Annotated in this window: 15 protein-coding genes and 1 tRNA gene; 3 read left to right on the forward strand and 13 right to left on the reverse strand. The window is 61.9% G+C overall.

Annotation, left to right across the window (positions count from 1 at the left end; translation table 11 throughout):
• Positions 1–44: 44 nt before the first annotated feature.
• Together AADW23_RS09800 and AADW23_RS09805 are read left to right on the forward strand one after the other, a co-directional pair.
• Positions 45–632, forward strand: a complete 588-nt coding sequence (locus AADW23_RS09800) for a heme NO-binding domain-containing protein (protein WP_341860760.1) — start codon at positions 45–47, stop codon at positions 630–632.
• Positions 629–1,666: a diguanylate cyclase gene (locus AADW23_RS09805; RefSeq protein ID WP_341860761.1), complete on the forward strand. Its 1,038-nt coding sequence runs from the start codon at positions 629–631 to the stop codon at positions 1,664–1,666. The genes AADW23_RS09800 and AADW23_RS09805 overlap by 4 nt, the downstream gene beginning before the upstream one ends.
• A 22-nt stretch (positions 1,667–1,688) precedes the next feature.
• Here the strand turns inward: AADW23_RS09805 and AADW23_RS09810 are convergent, their stop codons facing one another.
• From AADW23_RS09810 to glgB, 7 genes are all read right to left on the reverse strand, one after another.
• Positions 1,689–3,143 carry an AMP-binding protein gene (locus tag AADW23_RS09810; RefSeq protein ID WP_341860762.1) on the reverse strand — a complete coding sequence of 485 codons (1,455 nt, stop codon included), beginning with the start codon at positions 3,141–3,143 and terminating at the stop codon, positions 1,689–1,691.
• 135 nt (positions 3,144–3,278) lie between these two features.
• Positions 3,279–5,660: a glycogen/starch/alpha-glucan phosphorylase gene (locus tag AADW23_RS09815; RefSeq protein ID WP_341860763.1), complete on the reverse strand. Its 2,382-nt coding sequence runs from the start codon at positions 5,658–5,660 to the stop codon at positions 3,279–3,281.
• Positions 5,661–5,747: 87 nt separating this feature from the next.
• On the reverse strand, positions 5,748–7,379 hold the full coding sequence (locus AADW23_RS09820) for an alpha-D-glucose phosphate-specific phosphoglucomutase (protein WP_341860764.1): 1,632 nt from the start codon (positions 7,377–7,379) through the stop codon (positions 5,748–5,750).
• Entirely contained in the window at positions 7,369–9,462 is a 2,094-nt protein-coding gene (gene glgX, locus AADW23_RS09825) for a glycogen debranching protein GlgX (RefSeq protein ID WP_341860765.1), read from the reverse strand. Before glgX ends, AADW23_RS09820 begins: the two co-directional genes overlap by 11 nt.
• Entirely contained in the window at positions 9,455–10,873 is a 1,419-nt protein-coding gene (glgA, locus tag AADW23_RS09830; RefSeq protein ID WP_341860766.1) for a glycogen synthase GlgA, read from the reverse strand. The genes glgX and glgA overlap by 8 nt, the downstream gene beginning before the upstream one ends.
• Positions 10,873–12,138: a glucose-1-phosphate adenylyltransferase gene (gene glgC / locus AADW23_RS09835; RefSeq protein ID WP_341860767.1), complete on the reverse strand. Its 1,266-nt coding sequence runs from the start codon at positions 12,136–12,138 to the stop codon at positions 10,873–10,875. Before glgC ends, glgA begins: the two co-directional genes overlap by 1 nt.
• 25 nt (positions 12,139–12,163) lie before the next feature.
• Complete coding sequence (gene glgB / locus AADW23_RS09840) at positions 12,164–14,035, reverse strand: 1,4-alpha-glucan branching protein GlgB (protein WP_341864314.1); 1,872 nt, start codon at positions 14,033–14,035, stop codon at positions 12,164–12,166.
• Between the two features lie 285 nt (positions 14,036–14,320).
• Between glgB and AADW23_RS09845 the strand changes: the two genes are divergently transcribed.
• A complete protein-coding gene (locus tag AADW23_RS09845) occupies positions 14,321–15,928 on the forward strand; it encodes an alpha-glucosidase (protein WP_341860768.1) in 1,608 nt (535 codons plus the stop codon).
• A gap of 52 nt (positions 15,929–15,980) precedes the next feature.
• On the opposite strand, the gene AADW23_RS09850 is transcribed toward AADW23_RS09845, so the two are convergent.
• From AADW23_RS09850 to AADW23_RS09875, 6 genes are all read right to left on the reverse strand, one after another.
• Positions 15,981–16,055 (reverse strand) — tRNA-Glu (locus AADW23_RS09850).
• Between the two features lie 76 nt (positions 16,056–16,131).
• Complete coding sequence (recJ, locus tag AADW23_RS09855; RefSeq protein ID WP_341860769.1) at positions 16,132–17,877, reverse strand: single-stranded-DNA-specific exonuclease RecJ; 1,746 nt, start codon at positions 17,875–17,877, stop codon at positions 16,132–16,134.
• On the reverse strand, positions 17,874–18,431 hold the full coding sequence (locus AADW23_RS09860) for a cysteine hydrolase family protein (RefSeq protein ID WP_341860770.1): 558 nt from the start codon (positions 18,429–18,431) through the stop codon (positions 17,874–17,876). The genes recJ and AADW23_RS09860 overlap by 4 nt, the downstream gene beginning before the upstream one ends.
• A 3-nt stretch (positions 18,432–18,434) precedes the next feature.
• A complete protein-coding gene (gene glpX, locus AADW23_RS09865; RefSeq protein WP_341860771.1) occupies positions 18,435–19,397 on the reverse strand; it encodes a class II fructose-bisphosphatase in 963 nt (320 codons plus the stop codon).
• Positions 19,398–19,508: 111 nt separating this feature from the next.
• Entirely contained in the window at positions 19,509–20,933 is a 1,425-nt protein-coding gene (locus AADW23_RS09870; protein WP_341860772.1) for an alkaline phosphatase D family protein, read from the reverse strand.
• 24 nt (positions 20,934–20,957) lie between these two features.
• Positions 20,958–22,244: a homoserine dehydrogenase gene (locus AADW23_RS09875; protein WP_341860773.1), complete on the reverse strand. Its 1,287-nt coding sequence runs from the start codon at positions 22,242–22,244 to the stop codon at positions 20,958–20,960.
• Positions 22,245–22,267 lie beyond the last annotated feature (23 nt).

Raw genomic sequence — 22,267 nt, forward strand, 5'->3', positions numbered from 1 at the left:
TAGGCTCTCCCTCAGGAGCCCCTTGAAGAGGATATAGTTGAGCCATGCACGGGATGATCAATCGCGCGCTTCAAGGGTTCATCGTCGAAACCTACGGGAAAGACGTGTGGGCAGAGGTCCGGTCTGTCGCCGACCTTCGCTTTGATGAGTTTGAAGCCATGTTGCACTATGATGATGTGCTGACTGTGTCGTGCTTCGAAGCTTTGACCCGAATCGTGCATCAACCCGAGCTTTCGGTGTTGGAAGACCTGGGCACTTACCTGATCACCCACCCACCGCTGGACCCGCTGCGCCGTTTGCTTCGATTTGGTGGGGCAAGTTTTGCTGAATTTGTATTGTCCCTAGAGGAGTTAGCCGATCGAGGTCGCATGGCGATCCCGGACATAGAGGTGCCCGAAATCACCGTGCGCCAGATCGACGTGGCAGAGTATGAACTCATCGCCCATTGGCGGTTGCCGGGGATCGGAGCGCTTTTGTTGGGCTCCCTGCGCGCTATGGCAGATGACTACGGCGCCTTGGCGTTTTTGCGGTTCGTGTCCAGTGATAGCGGGGGGGATCGCCTCAATATCGTCATCCACGACGCACATCACGCCGAAGGCCGGAACTTCGTCTTGGCCGAGGCGACTCTATGAATATTCGCACCTCGGATGCCGCCACTCGTCTCTCTTTGCCACTAGAGGTGCTGGACCTGTTGATGCCGATGCATGTGGTGCTGGATACTGACGGCTGCATCGCGCACGCGGGCCCGACGATCCTGAAAATTCTTGGCGACGCGCCCTTGACCGGTGTGCCATTGCTTGACGTTTTCGATCTCCGCCGCCCGGGCGGAATCAACAGTTTTGAGGATGTGAAGCACCGGGTCGGGCAACGGTTGTCATTGGTGCCTCGGTCAGCGGATCATCTGCCTTTGCGGGGCGTGATTATGCCCTTGCGTGGGGATAAGGGGATGATCCTCGATATCTCGTTGGGGCTGTCATTCGCGCGGGCCGTGGCCGACTTTTCCCTAACCCTTCATGACTTTTCGCCTTGCGATCAGACGATTGAGCTTCTGTATCTGCATGAGGCGAACGCCTCCACCTCGCAATTGTCTCGCCATTTGTCGGAACGACTGCAAGCTGCCCATGCGGCAGCGCAGGAACAGGCACGAACCGATGTGCTGACCGGCCTTAAAAACCGCCGCGCGATGGATGATGAGTTGGAGCATCTGCTGATGGAGCGGAACCATGATTTCTCTCTCCTCCACCTGGATCTGGATTTGTTCAAACACGTGAACGACACTTACGGCCATGCCGCAGGGGACGCCGTTTTGATGGAGGTGGGGCGCATCCTGACCGAGGAATTGCGCCGCTCCGATCTGCCCGCTCGCGTCGGCGGGGATGAGTTTCTGGTGATCCTGCGCCCCGCGATGTCCGATGATGTTGCAGGAAGTGTCGCGGCACGGCTGATTGACCGGATCGAACAACCAATTCAGGTGGAAGATACCCAATGCAGCGTGTCAGCCAGTGTGGGTATCGTATCAACCGATCAATACCGGACCCGCCCCTCGATTGAACAGGTGCTGGCGGACGTTGATGGCGCTTTGTATCAGGCCAAGAACGCTGGACGGGGGCGTTTTGTGATCTCGAACGGTGGCGGAAGAGTGCCTGTCGCGGCCCGACAACCGTGATCACGGGGCGGAGGTGCATTGCTCACCCGTGGTCAGCTTTGCGCAACTCTGCTTTCTGAACCTTACCCATCGCGTTGCGGGGCAATTCGTCCAGTATCCGTATATGGCGTGGGATCTTGAAGCGGGCCAACCTGTCTGAAAGCGCCTCGATGATCGCGGCGGCGTCGGTGATGCCCTCGGCCTCCAGCACCACAGCGGCGGCGACAGCTTCGCCCAAATCGGGGTGCGCCACCCCGTAGGCGGCGCTTTCGACGACGCCGGGCAGGGCGTCAATTTCGACCTCAACCTCTTTGGGATAAATGTTGAATCCACCAGAGATCACCAAATCCTTTTCGCGCCCGACGATAGACACATAACCATCGGCGTCCATTTGGCCCAAATCCCCGGTGATGAACCACCCGTCCTTGGTGAAGCTTTCGTCCGTCTTCTCCGTGTTCCGCCAATAACCGGGGGTCACATTCGGCCCGCGTACTTCAATCCCGCCAATGCCCGCGTCGTCGCGGTTGGCAAGGCGCAGCGAAACGCCGGGGAGGGGGTGGCCAACGGTGCCCGCGCGGCGCTCGCCCTTGTAGGGGTTGGAGGTGATCATATTCGTCTCGGTCATGCCATATCGTTCCAAAATCGCATGGCCCGTCTGCGCTTCAAACGCTTTGTGGCTTTCCGCCAAAAGCGGCGCAGAGCCCGAGATGATCAGGCGCATGTGCGACAGGGATGTACGGTCAAAGCGTGGGTCGCCGATCATTCTTGTATAAAAAGTCGGCACGCCCATGATCGTCGTGGCCTGCGGCACCAATTCCGCCAATTGATCGAGGTTGAACGAGGGGCAGAAAATCATCTGCCCGCCCACGGCAAGGATGACATTTGTGGCGACAAAAAGCCCGTGGGTGTGGAAGACGGGCAGGGCGTGCAACAGCACATCGTCCGCCGTGAATTGCCAGTGATCCTTCAGTGCAAGCGCGTTGGAGATCAGGTTATCGTGGGTCAGCATCGCCCCCTTGGAGCGTCCGGTCGTCCCCGAGGTGTAAAGGATCGCTGCCAAATCCTCTGATTGGCGTGGGACAGGCGCCATCGTCGCGCCGCCCGCATGCACCAGGTCGGCCGGTGCCGCGACAGCGACGCCACGCGCATTGGCGACGGGGCGGGCTGCTTGGGTTGTAGCGTCAAGGATCAGCAGAGCGGGTTCAGCGTCTTCTAGGAAATAATCCAATTCCGCCGGCGTATAGGCCGTGTTGAGGGGCACGAAAACCGCCCCCGCAGTGACCGTTGCCAGATACAGGATCAGCGCCTCGGGGGATTTTGCGATCTGGCACAGCACCCGGTCGCCGGGCGCAACACCCGTGGCGGCCAGCGCGGCGGCCGTGGTGGAAACGGACCTGCGCAACGCCCCGTAGCTCAACGGCGCGCCGCCGGGTTCGGTGAGAAAAACCGCTTCATCGGGCTGGTGGGTCAGAAGGGCGCTATGCAGTGGATTGGTCATCGGCTCGTCTCTTGGGCACCCGATATGACGGGTGAGGGCTTCTGGTTGGCGTTGCAGAGCAATAAACCACTCCGCACAATATTGCGCCATGCCCTTTGACGACGCCAAAGCGCCGTGTTCCCGAAGTGGATGCCTCTACAGCAGGCTTTTCGCCCCCCAAACCTCTGCCATATAGCCTCGGATCGTTCGGTCGGACGAGAAATGGCCCGAGCCTGCGATATTGCGAAGGGCGAGGCGATGCCAGTGGGCTTGGTCTTTGTAAGCCGCATCCACATCGGCCTGCGCGGCGACGTAGGCATCAAAGTCTGAGGCCACCAGGAACGGATCGTGGTTCCAGGTCGCGTCGATAAGGCCATGATATCGTTTGGGTTCCTCAGCAGAGAAGCGGCCGTCGGCGATGATCTGCAAGACCTCGGCCAGCATCGGGCTTGCCAAAATCGCCTTGCGCCCGTGGTCGGCCACACCGTAGCGCGCCTGCACAGCGTCGGCGTCCATGCCGAACAGAAAGAAATTCTGGCCCCCAACACGTTCGCGGATTTCAACATTGGCCCCGTCCAGCGTGCCAATCGTCAACGCCCCGTTCATGGTGAACTTCATGTTGCCCGTGCCCGACGCCTCTTTACCCGCCGTTGAAATCTGCTCCGACAGGTCAGCGGCCGGGATCAGGCGTTGCGCCATCGAGACGTTGTAGTTGGCCGGATAGACCACCTTCAGCCGATCCCGCATCAGCGGATCGCTGTTAACAACGGCGGCTACATCATTGATAAGGCGAATAATATCTTTGGCGACCCAATAGCCGGGTGCTGCTTTGCCGCCGAAGATTTTGACCCGTGGCGTCCAATCTGCGTCTGGATTGTTACGGATCGCGTTCCAGCGATGGATCGTCTCAAACACATTGAGAAGCTGGCGCTTGTATTCGTGAATGCGCTTGATCTGCACATCGAACATGGCGTCGGGGTTCAGGGTCACCCCAACATTGGCGGCCACCCAGTCGGACAGCGCCACCTTGTTGGCGCGTTTGGCGGCTTGCAGACGTGCGATGACATCGGTGTCGTTCTCAAAGGCTGAAAGTTCGCCCAAACGGCCAAGGTCCGCCTCCCAACCGTCACCAATAACGTCAGTAATCAGACTGCTCAGGGCAGGGTTGGACAGGCGCATCCAGCGGCGCGGCGTCACGCCGTTTGTCTGGTTTAGGATACGCGCAGGGTAGGCGGCGTCGAGTTCTGCGAAGACCGTCAGCTTCATCAGGTCCGAATGCAGCGCGGAAACGCCGTTTACATGGGACGCCATGACAAAGGCCAAAGTGCCCATATGCACTTGATCTTGATGCACAATCCCAAGGTGATCGGGACAGCCTGTTGCCACGCGATGCTCGGCATCAATGCGCTCGATTATCTGCATGTGGTGGGGCAGGACGCGGCCCATGAGCCAGGTTGACCAAGCCTCCAAAGCCTCGGGCAGAAGGGTGTGGTTGGTGTAGTTGAGGCAGCCCTGGGCGATGCGTTTGGCAGCGTCCCATTCCAGCCCGTGATCCACCATAAGGAGCCGGATCATTTCAGGCCCCGCCAAGGCGGGGTGGGTATCGTTCATCTGGATGGCCACCTTTTCGGGCAGCAGGTTAAGGTCGTCATATTCGCTGAGGAACCGGCGCAACAGATCTTGCAAAGCGGCGGAGACAAGGAAGAATTCCTGCTTCAATCGCAGCTCTTTGCCACCGTCGGTGGCATCTTCGGGGTAGAGGACACGGGACAAGGTTCGGGCCAAAGCCTCGGGGTGGGCGGCGGCGGTGTGGTCGCCGGAATTGAACCGGTCGAGGTCAAAAAGCTCGGTCGGATGCGCCCCCCAAAGGCGCAGGGTGTTGGCCCATTTGCCCTGCCAGCCCACTACGGGCGTATCATAGGCGCGGGCCAAAACGGTTTCCGCAGGCGTCCAGACGCCATCCCAGACCGTGCCCTTGAAGGGGATGGTGTAGGCGGCTTCGGGGCGCTCGAACTCCCAAGGGTGGGGTTGGTTTAGCCAATCTTCAGGGGTTTCCACCTGTCGCCCGCCCTCAAACCGTTGCCGGAAAAGCCCGTGTTCGTAGCGGATGCCATAGCCGAACGCGGGGCAGCCGATGGTGGACATGGATTCCAGGAAACACGCGGCCAGACGGCCCAAGCCGCCATTGCCAAGGGCGGCGTCGGGTTCATCCTCCACCACTTCAGCGAGCGAGATGCCATCCTCTGCCAAGACGCTGTCGATCTGTTCGTGAAGGCCAAGGTTAATCATCGCATCTTCCAGGATGCGGCCAATCAGAAACTCCATCGACAGGTAGTAAACGCGCTTTCCCTGTGCCTCGTAGGTGCGGCGCGTGGCGGCGAACCAAGGCTCCACTATCAGGTCGCGGACCGTGTAGCTGACAGCCATTCGCCAGTCATACAGGCTGGCGTGGGCTTTATCCTTGCCGATCGTAAACGTCAGATGTTGTGCGATGCGCGCGCGCATCCCATCGGAGGAGAGGTCTGACATAGCGTTCATTGGGCCGTCCCTTTGTCGATATCAGGGACGACTTGCCACGTTTTCGCGGAGGTTAACAGACAAAGGCACCGCTTTTGGGCCGCGCCCTTAGGTAATTACATTGGGCGCATCGCGCCCGGTCAGATTATGTAGATCGGAAAGCGTTAAAGCGGCGCTAACGACCGGGGCCAGCGCGTCTTGCGGCGATAGCGACAGGGCATCGGGGGCGGTCTCCAGACGCTCCAGATAGACGCGGATCGTGGCCCCCACGGTGCCGGTCCCCGACAGGCGGAACACGGCCCGCGCGCCACCTTCAAAGCCGATGCGGATGCCTTGGGCTTCGGTGCGGGCACCGTCAACCGGATCGTCATAGGCGAATTCATCGGCAAAGTTCACCGTCAGCCCCGCAACCTCACGGCCCGGAAGGTTTGAAAGCTGCGCCCGCAGCCCATCCATGACGGCTTCGGCCTTGGCAGTTTCGATATCCTCGAAATCGTAACGCGTGTAGTAGCAGCGCCCGTAATCGCGCCAGAGCGCCTCCATGATCTGAGCGACGGATTGGCCGCTTTGCGCAAGGATGTTGAGCCACAACAAAACCGCCCATAGGCCGTCTTTCTCACGGACATGGTCCGATCCGGTGCCGGCGCTTTCCTCTCCGCATAGGGTCACACGGCCTGCGTCCAGAAGGTTGCCGAAGAACTTCCAGCCGGTGGGTGTCTCGTAGCTTTCGATCCCCTGGGCCGCTGCCACCCGGTCCACCGCGCCTGATGTTGGCATGGACCGAGCGACGCCCGCCAGACCCTTGGCGTAGGCCGGGGCGCGATGGGCGTGGGCGGCCAGAACCGCGAGGCTATCGGAGGGCGTGACGTATTGGTGTGGGCCGACCACCATGTTGCGGTCGCCGTCCCCATCGGACGCGGCGCCGAAATCGGGCGCATTGTCGCCGTACATCTCATCCATCAGGGTCTTGGCCCAAACGGGGTTGGGGTCCGGGTGGCCGCCGCCAAAGTCGGGCGAGGGGGTGCCGTTAATCACGGTGCCCTTCGCCGCGCCCAGAGTATCTTCCAAAATCGCCGTTGCGTATGGCCCGGTCACGGCGTGCATCGCGTCAAACCGCATCCGAAAGCCCGACGCAAAGAGCGCTCGGATCTTGTCGAAATCAAACAGGCTGTCCATCAACGCCGCGTAGTCGGTGACCGGGTCGACAATCTCGACGGACATCTCGCCCAAGGCTGTCTGGCCGATGGTGTTAAGGTCCACGTCGTCAGCCGTGGTAATGTGGTAGGCGCTGATCTTGGTTGTTGCCTCCACGATCTTGGCGTTCACGGCCTCTGATGCGGGGCCGCCATTGGCGCCGTTGAACTTAAGGCCAAAGTCCGCATCAATCCCGCCGGGGTTATGGCTGGCCGACAGGATAAAGCCCCCCGCCGTGCCCCGTTTACGGATCAGGTGGGATGCCGCAGGCGTCGATAGAACACCGCCCTGGCCCACAATCGCCCCCGCAGCGCCGTTGGCGGCCAACATGCGCAAGATCACCTGAATGGCCCGGTCGTTGAAGTATCGCCCGTCGCCGCCCACGACCAGGTTCTTGCCCGAAACGCCGCCAATGCCGTCGATGATCGACTGCACGTAGTTCTCGAGGAAATGGGGCTCCATAAACACGCGGGTCTTTTTGCGCAGACCACTGGTGCCGGGTTTCTGGCCCGCGATGGGCTGAGTGGCGACGGTGTCATGCTGCATGGATAGATCCTTCCGAATGGGGGTGGAGCTCGAACACGACGACGCTATTGGCGTCGATGTGAGTCTCGGTGTTGTGCACCGATGGGGCATCCTGGGCGGTGTCAAAACAGCGCATCCAGACCTGTCCGTCGTGCATCGGCGGATGGGTGATCTGGGTCGCGTCGCCCACATTCAGCACCACAAGCAATGCAGGACCCCGTGCGGTATAGGCGGGGGTGCCAGAGGCCATGCGCATCTCGACGACGATGGTCTTGAGGTCGGGATTATCCCAATCCTCTTGCCGCATGGCGCTGCCGTCCGTGCGCCGCCAGAACAAGTCCGGTGCACCGTCGATGTAGCGGGACTTGGAGTGCAGAAACCGCCGTTGACGCAACACGGGGTGGGCCTTGCGAAACGCAATCGCGGCCTTGCAAAAGGCAAGAAACCCGTCGTCGCGTCCTTCCCAATCGACCCAGCCGATCTCGCTGTCTTGGCAGTACGTATTATTGTTGCCGCCTTGAGTATTGCCAATCTCATCACCCGCCAGGAGTAACGGCGTGCCTTGGGACAGCATCAGCGTGGCGATCAGGTTTCGACGGCGCCGAATACGCGCGGCGATGATGTCGCCGTTGTCGGTATCGCCTTCGACCCCGAAATTATCGGAGTGGTTGTTGGAATGCCCGTCGCGGTTCTCCTCGCCGTTGGCCTCGTTATGCTTCTCTTTGTAGCTGACCAGATCGCGCAGGGTGAAACCGTCATGGGCGGTGATGAAGTTGACCGATGCCGTGGGTGCACGCCCATCGTGGTCAAAGAACATGGAAGAGCCCGCTAGCCGCGCCGCCATGGCCGACACCATGCCCCCGTCGCCCCGCCAGAACTGGCGCGTGTCATCGCGGAATTTGTCGTTCCATTCGCCAAATGGCGCTTGGTACGCGCCCAGTTGGTAGCCGTCCGGCCCCAGATCCCACGGCTCTGCGATCAGCTTCACCCGGTTCAGGACCGGGTCTTGGCGGACGGCGCGGAAAAACGGCCCGTCGCGTTCGAACACGCCGACGGTGCGGCCAAGGGAACTGCACAAATCGAACCGGAAGCCATCCACATGCATGACCTCAACCCAATAACGAAGGGAGTCCATGACCATGCGCAGAGTGAACGGATTGTCAAAATTCAACGAGTTCCCGCAGCCCGCGTCATTCACGTAGTAGCGCTTGTCTTCGGTCAATCGGTAGTAGCAGGCGTTGTCGAGGCCACGAAACGACAGGGTGGGGCCGAACTCGGACCCTTCAGCGGTGTGGTTGTAGACCACGTCCAGGATCACCTCGATCCCGGCGGAATGGTAGCGGGCCACCATCTGCTGGAATTCGGCAATTGACCCGTTGGACATGTAGCGCGGTTCCGGGGCGAAGAAACCGTAGGTCATGTAGCCCCAGTAGTTCCGAAGGTTCTTTTCGACCAGAAAACGGTCATCCACGAAGGCTTGGATCGGCAAGAGCTCCACCGAGGTCACACCCAGATCGGTCAGGTGGTCCAGCATCGCGGGCGAAGCCATGCCGCTATAGGTGCCGGGCCGTTCCACGCCGGGGTGGGTCGCGGTCAGACCTTTGACGTGGGCCTCGTAGAACACGGTTTCATCCATCGGAACCCGCGGGGATGCATCCGCGCCCCAGCTAAACGTCGGATCGGTTACGATCGAGCGCGGCATGTAAGGTGCGCTATCGCGGGTGTCGAAGGTCAGATCATCCTCGCCATGGACATAGCCATAAAGCGCATCATTCCAGACCGGTTGCCCCGTCAGGCGCTTGGCATAGGGGTCCATGACCAGTTTGTAGGGGTTGAAGCGATGGCCGTCCTTGGGCGCATAGGGGCCGTGAACGCGGTAGCCGTATTGCTGGCCCGGCCCCATACCGGGGATATAGCCGTGCCAGACATGGCCGGTACGCTCGGGCAGGGCGATCAGGTGGGTTTCCTGACCAGCGTCATTGAACAGGCACAACATCACCTGCGTCCCATGACGAGAGAAGACGGCGAAGTTCACGCCGTTGCCGTCGAAGGTTGCCCCCAAAGGGTTAGGGGAACCTGCCTCGATCGCGTAATTTTCAAGCATTGCCTGCGGTGGCCTCATAAAGCGCGTGATAAGCGGCGGCCGAAGTGTCCCAGCCAACAGGCTGCTTCATGGCGTTACGTTGCATCGCCGTCCAGACCTTGCGGTCTGCATAGAGGTCGCAGAGTCGGCCGAAGGCATTGGCCAGCGCCTCGGCGGTGATCGGCGAGAATTGAATGCCCGTGGCCACGTTACGCGCCAAAGCGGCGGGAGAGGCGTTAATGACCGTGTCGGCAAGCCCCCCCGTCAAAGCCACAAGGGGCAGGGTGCCATAGCGCAGCCCGTAAAGTTGCGTCAGCCCGCAGGGTTCAAAGCGCGACGGCACAAGAATACTATCGCCCCCCGCCATCATCCGGTGGGACAGGGCTTCATCATAGCCGATTTTCACCGCCAGATTGGGTTCTTTGTCGGCCCTTTCCAGCAAAGCCACCTCCAGCGAAGGGTCGCCCGAGCCGAGCACAGCCACCTGACCGCCCCGCTCCAACACCACATGCAACGCGTCCAAAAGCAGGTCGATGCCCTTTTGATCCGTCAGCCGCGATACCAGCACACACAGCGGCCCCGGCGCTTTGGGAAGCTCGAACTCGGCCTGCAACGCGGCCTTGTTGGCAGCTTTGCCCTTCAGGGTCGTGTAGGGAGAAATCAGCGGGTCCGTGGCGGGGTTCCAGACATCGGTATCAATGCCGTTCACGATACCGGTCAGATCGCGGCGACGGTGGCGCAAGACGCCGTCCATGCCCATGCCGAAATGCGGTGTCATCAGCTCTTCTGCGTAGGTCTGGGACACGGTGGTGATCTGCGCCGCCCCCATCAGCCCGGCCTTGAGGGCAGAGATTTGACCCCAGAATTCATAGTGATGGGCATGGAAACGGGCCGGATCAAGGCGCAGTGTTTCGAGCGCCTCGGCCCCGGTGTTGCCATGGAAAGCCACGTTGTGAACCGTCAGCACGAAGGGCGTATCACAGCCCATCGCGGACAGATATTCCGGCACGAACCCGGCTTGCCAATCGTGGCCGTGGACTACGTCAGGCGTCCAATCGCCCAGGCCTTCCGCCGCGATATGGGCAGCAGCATAGGACAGTGCCGCGAAACGTTGCGGGTTGTCGGGCCAGTCGGCGCCGAAAGCGTCCACGTAAAGCCCGCCATTGCGGTCAAACAGGTGGTCGGCCCGCAGGATCAACAGATCCAAGCCTGCATGGGTCAATGCCTCGATCGTGGCGGGGCCGCCGAAAAGGTCGGCCAGGCGCGCCACGACTTTGCCGCCGGTTGGCACGGCGGAGTAGCCGGGGATCAACGTGCGCAGTTCATCCCCCAAGCCCGCCATTGCGCCGGGCAAAGCCCCCACAACATCGGCGAGGCCGCCGGTTTTCACCAGCGGCGCGCATTCCGATGCGACTGACAGAACCCGTGTCACTATGCTGTTTCCAAGGCTTCCGCCCGTTTATCGAGCATTTCTTGCGTAATCAGCGTAATGCCGCGGTCCGTCACCCGGAACCACTTGGCGTCCTCGGCCCGATCTTCGCCCACCACAAGGCCCTCGGGGATCGTGACGCCTGTATCAATTACCACGTGGCGCAGCCGGGCAGAGCGTTCCACCACCACGTTGGGCAAGACAACCGCATGGTCGAGCACGGCGTAAGAGTTGGTGTGGACGTTGGTGAACAGGCAGGAATTGCGCACCTCGGTGCCCGAGATGATGCAGCCCCCCGCCACCATGGACGAAATCGCCACGCCGCGTCTGTCGCGCTCGTCGTGGATGAATTTTGCCGGCGGCACGCTTTCGGAATAGGTCCAGATCGGCCAGTTCTTGTCCCACAAATCCAGATCGGGGGTGAAGTTGGTCAGGTCGATATGGGCCTCCCAGAAGGCATCGACGGTGCCGACATCTTTCCAGTAAACCGGCGCGCCCTCGGCGCGAACACAGCTCCGGTCGTAGCGGTGCGACATGGCTTTGCCGTTTTTGACGATCTCGGGGATCAGATCGTGGCCGAAGTCGTGGGTCGAGTTGGGGTCCAGCGCGTCGACTTCCAGCAGGTTGCGCAGGAAAGACCACTTGAAGACGTAAATCCCCATAGAGGCCAAAGAGCTGTCCGGATCATCGGGCATCGCCGGGGGATCGGCGGGTTTTTCAAGGAACGAGGTGATGCGCCCCGTGTCATCCGTTGCCATCACGCCAAAGGCCGAGGCTTCCTCGCGCGGGACCGTCAGGCAGCCCACGGTGACGTCGGCACCGTTTTCCACATGCTCGCGCAGCATGATCTCGTAATCCATTTTGTAGATGTGATCGCCCGCAAGGATGATGACATAATCGACGTCGTAATCGTCAACGATATCAATGTTCTGCGTGACCGCATCCGCCGTGCCCGCATACCAGGCGTCGGTGCCGGTGCGTTGCGAGGCGGGCAGAATGTCGAGGAATTCGTTCCGCTCTGCCCGGAAGAAGTTCCAACCCCGTTGCAGGTGCCGGATCAGGCTGTGGGCCTTGTATTGGGTGGCAATCGCCATCTTCCGAATGCCGGAGTTAAGCGCGTTGGACAGGGCGAAGTCGATGATCCGCGCCTTGCCGCCAAAGGGCACGGCAGGTTTCACGCGGCGGTCCGTTAACTCTTTCAGGCGGCTCCCTCGGCCTCCTGCCAGTACAAACACCATAGAGCGCTGTGTCAGTCGTTTAGTTTCCATCAAAGTTCCTCCCCGAACCTTTCAGTTAGCTTTTGAGCCGCAAGACGACCGTTGATAGCGGCGGCAGCGTCAGCGTGACAGACTGCCCGTGTCCGTCGCAGGGCGTGGCTTGCGCCGTCACAGCACCCAGATTGCCGCGATTGCCGCCGCCGTAGATCTCGGCGTCGGTGTTGAGCACTTCCTCCCACACGCCGTCGCTTGGCACGCCGATACGAAAGTCCAACCGTTCAATCGGGGTGAAGTTGCACATTACCACAACGGGCGCGTCGCCCTTGTTGCCGTAGCGCACAAACCCAAGAGTCGATTGCGACGGGTCGTTGGATATCCAGGAAAAGCCTTCCGGCACACAGTCCCCCACATGCAGGGCAGGGGTCTCGCGGTAGAGTTTATTGAGGTCGCGCACCAGCGTCTGCACGCCGCCGTGGGCCGGTTGGCTGGCGGCATCCCAGTTCAGGTCGCCATCGTGGCTCCATTCTTCGGGCTGCGCAAATTCGCACCCCATGAACATCAGTTTCTTGCCCGGATGCATCCACATATAGCCGTAGTAGGCGCGCAGATTAGCGAACTTCTCCCACTCGGAGCCGGGCATCTTTTCCAGCATCGAGCCTTTGCCGTGCACCACTTCGTCATGGCTGATTGGCAGGATGAAATTCTCGGTGAATTGCCACATGATCGGGCGGGTCATTTCATCGTGGTGATGTTGGCGATAGATCGGGTCCATCTCCATGTACGACAGCGTGTCGTTCATCCACCCCATGTTCCATTTGTAGCCGAACCCCAGCCCCCCCGTATGCACGGGTTGCGACACACCGGGAAACGAGGTGCTTTCCTCGGCCACTGTCATCACGCTGGCATCGGCACCGTAAACGGCGACGTTCATCTCTTGCAGAAAGGCGATGGCTTCAAAGTTCTCTCGCCCGCCCTCATGGTTGGGCACCCATTGGCCTTCCTCACGGGAATAATCGCGGTAGAGCATGGAGGCCACGGCATCCACACGCAGCCCGTCCAGATGGTATTCCTCCATCCAATACAGGGCGTTAGAGACTAGGAAGTTACGCACTTCGGTGCGGCCATAGTTGTAGATCAGCGTGTTCCAATCCTGGTGGAACCCCTCTTTCGGATCGGCGTGCTCGTACAGATGAGTGCCGTCGAAGGTCGCCAGCCCGTGTTCATCGGTGGGGAAATGTCCCGGCACCCAATCGAGCAACACGCCCAAACCCGCCGCGTGCGCAGCATCCACGAAGTCACGGAACTCGTGGGGCGGGCCGAAACGGATGGTGGGCGCGTAAAGGCCCACGGGCTGATAGCCCCAAGACCCATCGAAGGGAAACTCCGACACCGGCATCAGCTCGATATGGGTGAAGCCCATGTATTTGACGTAGTTGACCAGATCTTCGGCTAGCTCTTTGTACGACAGGGGCCTGCCGCCATCGTCATACTTGCGCCGCCAGGACCCAAGGTGAACCTCGTAGATCGACACGGGCGCATGGCGGTCCGCGGCATCGGCGCGGGTCTTCATCCATTCGCCATCGCGCCAGCCATAGCCGTCAATGTCACGCACGACCGAGGCTTGCTCGGGCGGATGTTGCGCCCCGAATCCCACCGGGTCCGCCTTCAGGCGGGTTGCGCCATGAGCATCGATCACATGGAACTTGTAAAGCGAACCGTTGCCCGCGCCCTCGACCACGACTTCCCAAACGCCATTCGCCTTGCCTTGGGCCATGGGGGCACGGGACGGGTCCCAATCGTTGAAATCCCCAATCACCGAAACGGCACGTGCGTTGGGCGCCCAAACGGCGAAATGCGTGCCCTTGGGGCCGACATGAGCCCCCAGAACCCGCCACAACTGTCGGTGCGTGCCTTCGCCCAAAAGGTATGCGTCGAAGTCGGAAATCATCTGGCCCGCTGGCGGCGTTGTCTTGTCTGCCGGCGTGCGATCGACCTTGGTCGCTCGGGCGGCCTTGCTTGGCTTTGCGGGTGGGGATGTCTTTTTCGCCACGGTTTCTACCCTGTCTGCGGTTTCGGCACTCCTTTATGGTAGCGCTAACATCCCTGCTCTGTCATTGCCTTTTGCCAATTGCAAGCGACTTAAGCGGTCGCATGAGGGGCAATAGCAACAACCACAGCTTGGTCTGACAATGGATTTCATGCCAGCATAAATTTAAAATCAAGGGGGAAGCCGATGGCCGAATGGTGGCGCGACGCGGTAATTTATCAAATCTATCCGCGGTCTTATCAGGATGGTACCGGCAACGGCATTGGCGATCTGGCGGGCATTACGCGGCGCTTGCCCCATGTGGCAGAGCTTGGCGCTGACTGCATTTGGCAGTCGCCGATTTTTCAAAGCCCGCAGGCGGATATGGGCTATGACGTGTCCGATTATCTGGCCGTTGACCCGCTTTTCGGCACGCTTGAAGACTTTGACCGGCTGATCGACGTCGCCCACAGCCTTGGCCTGAAGGTCATCACGGACCAAGTCTTGTCCCATACTTCAGACCAGCACGATTGGTTCAAAGCCTCTCGCAAGGACCGCACCAACGATAAGGCAGATTGGTACGTTTGGGCCGATCCGTTGCCCGATGGCGCCCCGCCCACCAACTGGCACAGCCATTTCGGCGGGCCCGCTTGGGAATTCGACCCGCAGCGGGGGCAGTATTACCTGCACAACTTCCTTGCCTCGCAGCCCGATCTGAACTTCCACAACCCGGATGTGCAAGATGCGATCCTTGCGACGGCCAAGTTCTGGCTGGATCGCGGGCTTGATGGCTTCCGGCTCGATACGGTCAACTACTACGTTCACGACGCCAAGCTCCGCTCCAACCCGCCCGCACAGGCGAAACCTCAGGTCATGGCGACCGACCTCTACGGGATGCAGGACAACATCTATAACAAGACCCGGCCTGAGAACGTCGCCTTCCTGGAACGTCTACGTGCCCTGACGGACCAATATGAAGATATCATGATGGTGGGCGAAGTGGGCGAGATGGGCCACCGCTCGATCGAGATCATGGGCGAATATACCAAAGGCCGCGACCGCCTGCATATGGCTTACAGCTTTGCCATGCTCGGCCCTGATTTTACCGCTGAACACTTCCGCAACTGCATCGAGGGCTTCCAGCAGGGCGCGCCCGATGGGCATCCCTATTGGTCCTTATCCAACCACGATGTGCCGCGCCATGTTACCCGTTGGGCGGAGTATGCCACCAGTGACGATGCCATGGCCCGCTTTGCCTGCGCCATGTTGATGGCGTTTGAGGGCACGATTGGCATCTACCAGGGCGAGGAATTGGGCCAGCTGGAAACCGAAATGGAATTCCACGAGCTGACCGACCCGCCCGCCATCCGCTACTGGCCCGGTGTCAAAGGCCGCGATGGCTGCCGGACTCCAATGGTATGGGAAGCGGACGCGCCCAACGCGGGTTTCTCGACCGGGCAACCTTGGTTGCCGGTAAAAGCGCCTCAGGCCGCGCGGGCCGTCGATCAGCAGGGAGAGGGCAGCGTGTTGGCCTTCTACAAGGACACCATCGCGTTCCGCAAATCCAGCGACGCGCTCAGCCACGGCACGACCGAGTTCCTGAACCTGCCCGAGCCGATCCTCGGCTTCCGGCGCGTGGGGGCGCAGGTGCTGACCTGCCTGTTCAACCTCTCGCCCGAGCCGGTGACGTTGCACGTGGGCGACTCAGCGCAGCTGTCCGGCCCCTTTGCGGCCAGCTTGGACGGCACAACCCTGACGCTGCCCGGCAACGGCTTTGCCTATGTCACAGATGCAAAAGAGGTGTCAGCGCTTTAAGCGCAGGCGGCCATGGTGGGTGTTGATCTGTTCGGGAAGAAAAACACCGCCATGGCAGCCCGTAGGGGAATCGAACCCCTCTTTCCAGGTTGAAAACCTGGCGTCCTAACCGATAGACGAACGGGCCACGCTTGGCGGTAGCGCGTCTTTAGAAAATGCGCGCCGGGGGTTCAAGAGGATTCTTTAGGTATTTTGAGGAACCTTCATTCCGGCGCCCATGCAGCGTCGTCCAGACGCAGCTGAACACGGGTCCGACCCTGCCAATGATTTAGCTCTACGCGGCCCGCCACATGGACCGCGCGGCCTTGGTGGGCTTGCAATTCATCAAGGCCGGAACGCACCGCATCAAAGCAGATTGCGTCAAGGGTTACAGGGCCGCCGTCGGTCAGGGTCAACTTCAGATGGCTCTCTCCGACCGGGCGTGTGTGGCGGATACGCAGGGCGGGCAGGGCGAATCGCGGGGCCGGAGCGCCGGCGCCATAGGGGCCTGCGGCTTCGATTTTTTCGATCAACTCGGGCGTCGCGGCCGAAGGCATTAACGTGCCATCTAGTCGCAGATCACCGGGCCCGCCGGTGCCTGCGCCCTGTTTGGCGAGCAATTCTGTCAGCCGCTCCATCGCCGGTTCCAGCTGAGCGCGACTCAGTGAGAGGCCCGCGGCCATCTTGTGACCGCCGCCCTTCTGGATCAGCCCCTCGGCGGCGAGCTTCTGGATCGACGCGCCAAGGTCCACCCCCGCGACAGAACGGCCCGAGCCTTTGCCATCGTCGCCGTCAAAGCCGATCACGATCGCTGGCCGCCGGGTGTGGTCTTTCAGGCGGCTGGCGACGATGCCCACGACGCCGGGGTGCCAGCCATCCTCGGCGGCCCATACCAGCGGTGCTTCCAGGCCGCGGGCCTCGGCCTGCGCCAGCGCCGCTTCGCGCACCCGTTGTTCAATCTCACGCCGGTCCGTGTTGAGGCTATCGAGCTGCGCCGCGATCTTCTCGGCTTCGGCCATGCTATCGGTGGACAGGCACCGCGCGCCCAAGTCCGCCGCGCCGATGCGCCCACCTGCGTTTACGCGGGGGCCAAGCACGAAGCCCAGGTGGTACGACGTCGGCGCACGGTCCAGCCGCCCCACATCGGCCAGCGCCACAAGACCAGGGCGTTGCCGCCGCGCCATCACCTTCAGGCCCTGCACCACAAGCGCCCGGTTCACCCCGATCAGCGGGGCGACATCAGCCACGGTCGCCAGAGCCACGAGGTCCAGAAGCCCCATAAGATCAGGGCCTTGCACCCCCGCCGCCCGCATCCGGCGGTTGGCATCCACCAGCACCAGAAAGACCACGCCCGCTGCGCACAGGTGCCCGCTGGCCCCATCCTCGTCCTGCCTGTTGGGGTTCACCACGGCAACGCAATCGGGCAGCTCTGCGGTGGCCAGATGGTGGTCCAGAACCATCACATCCGCGCCCTTGGCAGCCGCAATCGGCCCGTGGGACAGCGTCCCGCAATCGACGCAGATAATCAGATCATGGTCACGGGCCAGCGCGGCCATGGCCTCATCATTGGGGCCGTAGCCCTCATCAATCCGGTCGGGGATGTACAGCGTTGCCTGCCGCCCCAAGGCACGCAGCCACCAGATCAGCAGGGCGGCGGAAGACCCGCCGTCCACGTCGTAATCGGCGAAAATCGCAATGCGCTCATTGTTCTGGGCGGCGGCCACCAGCCTTTCGGCGGCGGGCTCCATATCCTTCAGGCTCATCGGATCGGGCAGCAGATCGCGCAGGGCAGGGGCGAGGAAACTTGTGACCTCATCGGGTTGCACGCCGCGCCGGGCCAGAATCGCGGCCACGGCAGGCTCTATATCGGCCCGTTGGATCAGCGTTTGGGTCAGCCGTTCGGTTTCGTCCGAGGGGCCAACCCACCGGCGTCCCGTCAGGGAAGTCTCTACACCCAGAAAGCTGCTCATGGACCTTCCAATAAAATGGCGTCCGTGGTCATCGCACGGGCAAATTCGCCGTGCAAGTGGCTGATCGCGGTGTCGTGGATCACCTGCGGCGACAGCGCGGCCATACCCTCGGCCCATCCGGTATCGGAATTGCCCGCGAAGGATGCGCAGGCGTCATGGGCCAGCCGCACGCCAAACCCAAGATTGGCGGCCATGCGCGTCGTGGTTGAAACGCAATGGGGCGTGGTCAGCCCGCAAATCACCACATCCCCGATGGAGGAATGGGTCAGGTGCTGTTCCAGGTCGGTCCCGATGAAGGCAGAGTTAACGGATTTCTCAAACACCGGTTCGTCGCGCTCGGGCGCAACTTTCGCCATGAATTCCGCCCCTTGGCCCACCAGAGGGCTTCCCGGCGTCGTGCTCAGGTGGCGCACGTGGCAGATCGGGACCGAGGCCTTGCGCCACGCGGCCAGCAGGCGGGCGGCGTTATCTTCGGCCTCGGGGTTGTTACGCGCCCCCCAGACGGGGCTGTCAAAGCCCCGCTGGATGTCGATCAGAATCAGCGCAGAGGCCATGTTTCAGCTACGCGGATTGCGGTAGCTCATCCGCCGGACAGAGCCGGTTTTGGAGCGCATCAGGATCGTTTCAGTCGTCAGATGCCCCGGCTCGCGCTTGATGCCCGAAAGGATGGAGCCATCGGTGACGCCCGTGGCCGCGAAAATCACGTCCTCGGTAACCATGTCATCGCGCGAATAGATCCGGTTCAGATCCGTGATCCCCGCTTTCGCCGCGCGGCCCTTTTCATCGTCATTGCGGAACACAAGACGGCCCCACATCTGCCCGCCCATGCACTTCAGCGCGGCGGCGGCCAAGACGCCCTCAGGCGCGCCACCAAGGCCCATATACATGTCGATGCCGGTCTCCTCGGCCTCGGCGCAATGGATCACACCGGCCACATCGCCGTCGGTAATCAGGCGGATCGCGGCGCCAGTATCACGCAACTCTGCGATCATGTCTTCGTGGCGCGGGCGGTCCAGGACGCAGACGGTGATATCCGCCGTTGTGCATTGTTTGGCGGCCGCGAGAAGGCGCACCCGCTCGGCCGGGGTTTGGTCCAGCGATACGATGTTTTCAGGGTAACCCGGCCCGATGGCCAGCTTTTCCATATATACATCAGGCGCGTGCAGCATGGAGCCGCGCGGCCCCATGGCGATCACCGTCAGGGCGTTTGGCATGTCTTTCGCGGTTAGCGTCGTGCCTTCCAGCGGGTCCAGCGCGATGTCCACGTCGGGGCCGGTGCCGCTGCCGACTTCCTCGCCGATGAACAGCATGGGGGCCTCGTCCCGCTCGCCCTCACCGATGACGACGACGCCTTTGATGTCTAACCTGTTGAGCTGTTCGCGCATCGCGTTCACGGCGGCTTGGTCTGCGGCCTTTTCGTCGCCACGCCCGATCCAAAGCGCCGAGGCAATCGCCGCCGCCTCTGACACACGGGCAAGGCCCAAAGAAAGCATACGGTCGTTGAAATCAGTTTTGGGCATTGGGCGCGGTCCCTAAGAGAGAATGAAACGATATCTCTGCATTAGCGGGCAGGGGGGGGGGCTACAAGGCTGGGGGCGCTAACGGAAATGAACAAGCGCCGCACCAGCCCGTCAGATCGGCAGCGCAGCAGGGGGACCACTCTTTTCAAAATGCCAGATCGCCGTCCAGTCAGCGCCACGCCGTTCCAGCACCAACATATTGCGGTCCGCCACATAGCGCAGCTTCTGGCCGGGGATGCGTCGGATGCGGATGCGGTGGCCGGGAAGGGGCGTTTCGCCCACGCGCGACAGGGCCCCAAGGGTGCGAGCCCACAGTCGGGGCGGCGGGCGGTGCGTGATGCCCGAGGCCACCAGTTGGTTCAGCACTTGGCCCCTGCCCACCGCCATTGTGGCCCGTGTCGCAAGGTGGATTTCGCCGGAAAGGATCGTCACATCCTGCCCGTCGCGTTCCTGTATCTGCATCATCGCCCGCAGCATCCGCCGCCAGCTATCGCGGTGCGCTCGGCTTTGCCACTGGTCGCGCAGATCGTCTTCGTACTTCTGCATCTTAGGGGTCACGACCATCAGCGCCTCCAGGATCGACAGGCGCGGGCCCAACAGCGGCACCGTGGAGACGACGAACGTGCGCCCCGCAAACGCGGTCTCGGCCTGCGCCCCCACATCGGCCCACCCGCCCGTGTCCATCACCTGCCGACGCGTCCGCTCGGATCGCAGGTCGGGCCCCATAAGCCTTAGCCCCGGCGCCTCGATGGTCCAATTGAGGTGATACCCTTCCGGGTCCGCAAATCGCGGCGGCAGATCGCCCGCTATCGTGCCATGCTGGAACGCCAATGCGGCCTCTTTCGCGACCTCAAACAAGGTCTGCCCCACCGGAGAATACGTCCGCGACCGCGGCAAAGACCCCCATCCGTCGCAAATATCATGGTCATCCCATTGCGCCAGCGACGGCACGCGGGCTACCAGCCAAGCATAATCCGCTTGCGCCAGTTGCGCGGTATAGCGTTCCATGAACCGTTCGCGCAGATGGTCGCGCAGGTCGTCGATATCGTGGGGGAGGGGGTCGCTGGGGATCGTGTCGGGCCAGCCCTCGGACATCGGGTGGCCTTGGGTCGCTTCGTCGGCATAGATCTGGTCGCCCCCGTGCAACAGCAGGGCAAAGGGTGTGCGGCGGTGTTCTTGTGCCAACTTGGCCCACATCACGTTCCGCTCACCTTCGTCGCGGTCCATGTCGCCGTGTTCCTCGCCATTGCAAGAGGCAAAGGCCAGCCGCAGATCGCCTCCCAGATCGGAAGCCAGATCAAACCGCGTCCCGTTCCATTCGTAAAATGAAGGCGCATCAGCGGGCACCGCGAAGCGCGCCCGCCACAGCTGCGCCGAGCCGTAGGCGAGAAGCGGCTGCGCGGGCACGTCAGTGCCCGCCACCCGGACCGGAGGGACGGGCTGCCCCGGAGGGGCCACGAAAACAGCCGCCAGTTGCATCCGGCCCTGGGCGACATGATCGAGGATCAGCAAGGGCCCGAGGATGCGGTTAACCATGGGAAGCGCGGCCGGCGCGGTAACTCAGACGTCTTCGATCCGAAGCGCCACAGGCGTATCGGCAAGCACGCCCGTTGTGGGCAGGGCGGCCAGGGCGGCGTCCAGGTCAGGGCGGGCGCTTTTGTGGGTCACGATCAGGACCGGCGCGTTGGCGCCGTCGTGATCGTATTGGCGCATCCGGTCGATGGAGATGCCATTCTCCCCCAACGCCGTCGCCACCTTCGCCAAGGCGCCGGGCTTATCGACCAGTTCCATGCGCAGGTAGAACCGGGCGGGGCTTTCGGAGTTCGCAGGCTGCGCGGTCTTCAAGCTGGCGGCCGGTTGCCCAAAGATCGGCAAGCGCAATCCACGGGCGATATCGCATATGTCACCGACCACAGCGCTCGCCGTGGGGCCTTCGCCTGCGCCGGGGCCGCGCAGCACGATCTGCTCCACCGCGTCGCCCTCGATCACCACCATATTGGTGCCGCCTACAAGCTGCCCCAGCGGCGAGGTCGCGGGCACAAGGCAGGGCGTCATGCGCTGTTCCAGCCCGCGCCCCGTCATCTGGGCCACGCCCAAGAGTTTGATTTTATATCCCAAATCACCCGCACGGCGGATGTCATCAATGGAGACCGCACCGATGCCTTCCAAGCGCATATCGTCAAAGGCCACGCGTGTGCCGAAGGCGATCGACGACAGCAGGGCGAGTTTATGGCCCGCGTCGATGCCGCCCACGTCGAGGTTCGGGTCAGCTTCCAGATAGCCCAAGCCATCGGCCTCATCAAAGGCCTCTTGGTAGGACAGACCCGCCTCATCCATGCGGGTCAGGATGTAGTTGCAGGTGCCGTTCATCACCCCCATGACACGGGTGATCCGGTTGCCTGCAAGCCCTTCCGTCAAGGCCTTGATCACCGGAATGCCGCCCGCGACAGCGGCCTCATACCGCAGGGCCGCGCCCTTTTCTTCGGCCAGTTCGGCCAGCGCCTGTCCGTGGTGGGCCAACAGCGCCTTGTTGGCGGAAACCACGTCCTTGCCAGCCGCCAGCGCCGCTTCGGTTGCCAGCTTGGCCGGGCCATCGTCGCCGCCCATCAGCTCTAGGAACACGTCCACATCGTCGCGTTTGGCCAAGGCCACCGGGTCATCTTCCCACGCGTAGGCCGACAGGTTTGCGCCGCGATCCTTATCGCGGGAGCGGGCGGAGACGGCTGAAATGACAATCTCTTTGCCAGTCCGCGCTTCCAGCAACGCCGCTTGGCGCTGCACGATTTTCACCACGCCAATGCCGACAGTGCCGAGCCCTGCGATACCAAGTCTGAGAGTGTCGGTCATAGGGGCCTCCGGGCGCATCTTGA

The organism is Gymnodinialimonas sp. 57CJ19, from assembly GCF_038396845.1.
Taxonomy (GTDB): Bacteria; Pseudomonadota; Alphaproteobacteria; order Rhodobacterales; family Rhodobacteraceae; genus Gymnodinialimonas.